The 5,025-nt window shown below is 63.7% G+C and carries 4 protein-coding genes; all 4 read left to right on the forward strand.

Translation table 11 applies throughout. From position 1 onward, the window contains the following. Positions 1 to 153: hypothetical protein (locus HP547_RS30050; protein WP_172288556.1), on the forward strand; the 153-nt coding region annotated here is incomplete at its 5' end. A gap of 297 nt (positions 154 to 450) precedes the next feature. Continuing rightward, a complete protein-coding gene (locus HP547_RS27340; RefSeq protein WP_172288558.1) occupies positions 451 to 1,785 on the forward strand; it encodes a carbohydrate porin in 1,335 nt (444 codons plus the stop codon). A 29-nt stretch (positions 1,786 to 1,814) separates the two neighbouring features. Continuing rightward, positions 1,815 to 4,226, forward strand: coding sequence for a glucose/quinate/shikimate family membrane-bound PQQ-dependent dehydrogenase (locus HP547_RS27345; RefSeq protein WP_172230287.1), 2,412 nt, complete (start codon positions 1,815 to 1,817; stop codon positions 4,224 to 4,226). A 240-nt stretch (positions 4,227 to 4,466) separates the two neighbouring features. Further along, a partial coding sequence (locus HP547_RS27350; protein ID WP_172288560.1) for an LON peptidase substrate-binding domain-containing protein occupies positions 4,467 to 5,025 on the forward strand: 559 nt, incomplete at its 3' end.

The following is a 5,025-nucleotide window of genomic DNA, read 5'->3' on the forward strand; positions in this document are numbered from 1 at the left end:
TATCGCTTCGACATCGGCCAAAGCCAGTGGCTGGCATTTGTGCGCGGCGAGAACCTGACCGACCAGACCGTGCGCTACGCCAGTTCGATCCTGCGGGATATCGCGCCAGCCCCTGGGCGTAGTGTGGAGGTCGGCTTGCGTACCACCTTCTGATCAGACGCGGCCTGTGTAGGAGCGGGTTCACCCGTGAATGCAATGGTGGAGCCACCGCCGCATTCGCGAGTGAACCCGCTCCCACAGGTTATATGCATCCCGCAAATACCAGGACTGTTGCCAAACCCGCAACAATCCACTGCGACAATTTGTCTTTTTTTCTTACAACTTCCGCTATATCCTCCCCGCCGCAAGCTGAAACGCTTCATCGACCCCAACTTGTCGTCCTATCCATTGAGGAGCTCGCTCTTCGATGCGCTTGCCATTTTTTCAATAATCAAAAGATAGCGCTATCTCATGTTCCAACTGCCCAAACCCTGCTACATCGGCCTTGCCCTCGGCGCCTTGGCAACCCCCGCCAGCGCCACTGAAATGTTCGCCAGCGACTCCCCGTGGATGCTCGGCGACTGGGGCGGCACCCGCAGCCAGTTGCTGGAAAAAGGCTACGACTTCACCCTCGGCTACACCGGCGAGATGGGCAGCAACCTGCACGGCGGTTACGACCACGACCGCACCGCGCGCTACAGCGACCAGTTCACCTTCGGTAGCCACCTGGACCTGGAAAAGATCCTCGGCTGGGAAGACTCCGAATTCCAACTGACCATTACCGAGCGCCACGGCGACAACATCAGCAACGACCGCATCAACGACCCGCGCGTGGGTGGCTTCACCTCGGCCCAGGAAGTCTGGGGCCGTGGCGAAACCTGGCGGTTGACGCAGATGTGGATCAAGCAGAAGTACTTCGACGGCGCGCTGGACGTGAAATTCGGCCGCTTCGGCGAAGGCGAGGACTTCAACAGCTTCCCCTGCGACTTCCAGAACCTGGCGTTCTGCGGCTCGCAAGTGGGCAACTGGGTAGGCGGCATCTGGTACAACTGGCCGGTCAGCCAGTGGGCATTGCGCGTGCGCTACAACCTCAGCGACGCACTCTATGCCCAAGTCGGGGTGTTCGAGCAGAATCCGTCCAACCTCGAATCGGGCAACGGGTTCAAGCTCAGCGGCAGCGGCACCCAGGGTGCCGTAATGCCGATCGAACTGGTATGGAGCCCACGTATCCAAGGCCTGAAAGGGGAATATCGCGCCGGCTACTACTACAGTAATGCCAAGGCACAAGATGTTCTCAAGGACAGCAGCGGCCAGCCGGCAGCCCTTAGCGGCGCCGCCTACCGCAGCAGCTCGAGCAAGCACGGCTTGTGGCTCGGCGCCCAGCAGCAGGTGACCTCGCTGGCGTCCGACCAGTCGCGTGGCCTGAGCCTGTTCGCCAACGCCACGGTGCATGACAAGAAGACCAATGCCATCGACAACTATGTGCAGGCAGGACTGGTATACAAAGGGCCTTTCGACGCCCGCGCCAAGGACGACATCGGTTTCGCCCTCGCGCGCGTGCACGTCAACCCTGCCTATCGCAAGAACGCCCGCCTGGCCAACCAGGCCGCCGGCCTCGACGATTATGACAACCCCGGCTTCCTGCCGGTGCAGGACACCGAGTACAGCGCCGAGCTGTACTACGGCATCCACCTGGCCGGCTGGCTCACGGTACGCCCCAACCTGCAGTACATCCGCCACCCGGGCGGGGTGTCGCAGGTCGATGGCGCCCTGGTCGGCGGCCTCAAGATCCAGAGCAGTTTCTAACCCCTTTTTGACCTGACGGAGAACCTACGATGAGCACTGAAGGTGCCAACAATGGAAGCCGCTGGCTACCGCGCCTGATCGGCGCGTTGCTGTTGCTGATGGGCCTGGCCTTGTTGGCCGGCGGCATCAAGCTGAGCCAGCTGGGCGGATCGCTGTACTACCTGATCGCCGGTATCGGCTTTGCCCTGTCCGGCATCCTGCTGCTGGCCCAGCGCCGCATCGGCCTCGGCCTGTACGGCCTGGTGCTACTGGGCAGCACCGTGTGGGCCTTGCTGGAAGTGGGCCTGGACTGGTGGCAGCTGGTGCCGCGCCTGGCCATCTGGTTCGCCATCGGTGTGGTGCTGTTGCTGCCGTGGGCACGTCGCCCGCTGATCGGCCCAGGCAGCAAAGCCAACACTGCACTGCTCGGCGTTGCCGTGGTCGCGTCGGGTGCTTGCGCCCTGGGCAGCCAGTTCACCCACCCCGGTGAAGTGTTTGGCGAAGTGGGCCGCGACAGCAGCGAAATGGCCAGTGCCGCACCGGCCATGCCCGACGGCGAATGGCAGGCTTACGGCCGCACCGAGCATGGCGACCGTTACTCGCCGCTGCGCCAGATCACCCCGCAGAATGCGTATCGCCTGGAAGAAGCCTGGCGCATTCGCACCGGTGACCTGCCGACCGACAATGACCCGGTGGAGCTGACCAACCAGAACACCCCGCTGAAGGTCAACGGCATGCTCTACGCCTGCACCGCGCACAGCCGCCTGCTGGCACTGGATCCGGACACCGGCGCAGAAATCTGGCGCTACGACCCACAGGTCAAGAGCCCGGTCGGCACCTTTAAAGGCTTCGCCCACATGACCTGCCGCGGCGTTTCGTACTATGACGAAAACCGCTACGTCAGCCGTGACGGCAGCCCGGCACCGAAAATCACCGACGCTGGCCAGGCCGTGGCCCAGGCCTGCCCGCGCCGCCTCTACCTGCCGACCGCAGACGCTCGCCTGATCGCCATCAACGCCGACAACGGCAAGGTCTGCGAAGGTTTCGCCAACCAGGGCGTGATCGACCTCACCACCGGCATCGGCCCGTTCACGGCCGGCGGCTACTACTCCACCTCGCCTGCCGCCGTGACCCGTGACCTGGTGATCATCGGTGGCCATGTCACCGACAACGAGTCGACCAACGAGCCGTCCGGCGTGATCCGCGCCTACGATGTGCATGACGGCCACCTGGTCTGGAACTGGGACAGCAACAACCCGGACGACACCAAGCCACTGGCCCCCGGCAAGATGTATAGCCGCAACTCGGCCAACATGTGGTCGATCGCCAGCGTCGACGAAGACCTGGGCATGATCTACCTGCCGCTGGGCAACCAGACCCCCGACCAATGGGGCGCCGACCGCACCCCGGGTGCAGAGAAGTACAGCGCCGGCGTGGTCGCCCTGGACCTGGCCACCGGCAAGGCGCGCTGGAACTACCAGTTCACCCATCACGACCTGTGGGACATGGACGTTGGCAGCCAGCCGACTCTGGTCCACCTGAAGACCAATGACGGCGTGAAACCGGCGATCATCGTGCCGACCAAGCAAGGCAGCCTGTACGTGCTCGACCGCCGCGACGGTACGCCGATCGTGCCGATCCGTGAAATCCCGACCCCGCAGGGCGCGGTGAAGGGCGACCACACTTCACCCACCCAGGCCCGCTCCGACCTCAACCTGCTTGGCCCGGACCTGACCGAACAGGCCATGTGGGGCGCCACGCCGTTCGACCAGATGCTGTGCCGCATCCAGTTCCGCGAACTGCGCTACGAAGGCCAGTACACCCCGCCGTCCGAGCAGGGCTCGCTGATCTACCCGGGCAACGTCGGTGTGTTCAACTGGGGCAGCGTGTCGGTCGACCCGGTGCGTCAGCTGCTGTTCACCTCGCCCAACTACATGGCCTTCGTGTCGAAGATGGTCCCGCGCGAGCAAGTGGCCGAAGGCAGCAAGCGCGAAAGCGAGACCAGCGGCGTGCAGCCGAACACCGGCGCGCCGTATGCCGTGACCATGCACCCGTTCATGTCGCCACTGGGCGTACCCTGCCAGGCCCCGGCCTGGGGTTATGTGGCCGCCATCGACCTGTTCACCAACAAGGTGGTGTGGAAACACAAGAACGGCACTACCCGTGACAGCACCCCGGTACCTATCGGCATGCCGGTTGGCGTGCCGAGCATGGGCGGTTCGATCGTCACCGCCGGTGGCGTCGGCTTCCTCAGCGGCACGCTGGACCAGTACCTGCGCGCCTATGACACCAATAATGGCAAGGAACTGTGGAAAGCCCGCCTGCCAGCGGGTGGCCAGGCCACACCGATGACCTACACCGGCAAGGACGGCAAGCAGTACGTGCTGGTGACTGCCGGCGGGCATGGCTCGCTGGGTACCAAAATGGGCGATTACATCATCGCTTACAAATTGGCCGAGTAATGCTACCGGGCCCCTCTTCAGGGGCTCATTCACCTGTACCGGCCTGATCGCCGGCAAGCCAGCTCCCACAGGTACTGCGCAGGCCTGAAAGCTGCGCGATACCTGTGGGAGCTGGCTTGCCGGCGATCAGGCCGGTACGGGCCAGCAAAGATGAAAGCCTTCCCTGCTGCCTTCGTCTACCATTGAAACCCATCCCCCCGCGCCCCATCTAAGCACCATAGTCATTCACGCAGGTGCCCCATGAGCGACCAGCAGGATTTCCCGGAACACCCCGAAGAACACAGCGAAGTCGAACACACCACCCAGGCCGAACCTGGCCACGCCCTCGCCCTGCCCGGCCAGCAGTTGCCGGACAAGGTCTACGTGATTCCGATCCACAACCGACCGTTCTTCCCGGCCCAGGTGCTGCCGGTGATCGTCAACGAAGAACCCTGGGCCGAAACCCTCGACCTGGTGGCCAAGTCACCCGATCACTGCCTGGCGCTTTTCTTCATGGACACCCCGCCAGAAGACCATCGCCACTTCGACACCTCGGCGTTGCCGCAGTACGGCACGCTGGTCAAGGTGCACCATGCCAGCCGGGAAAACGGCAAACTGCAGTTCGTCGCCCAGGGCCTGACCCGGGTACGTATCCGCACCTGGCTCAAGCATCACCGTCCGCCCTACCTGGTCGAAGTCGAATACCCGCGTCAACCCGCCGACCCGACCGACGAGGTCAAGGCGTACGGCATGGCGCTGATCAACGCGATCAAGGAGCTGCTGCCGCTCAACCCGCTGTACAGCGAAGAGCTGAAGAACT

Source organism: Pseudomonas sp. CM27 (assembly GCF_013179515.1).
GTDB lineage: Bacteria > Pseudomonadota > Gammaproteobacteria > Pseudomonadales > Pseudomonadaceae > Aquipseudomonas.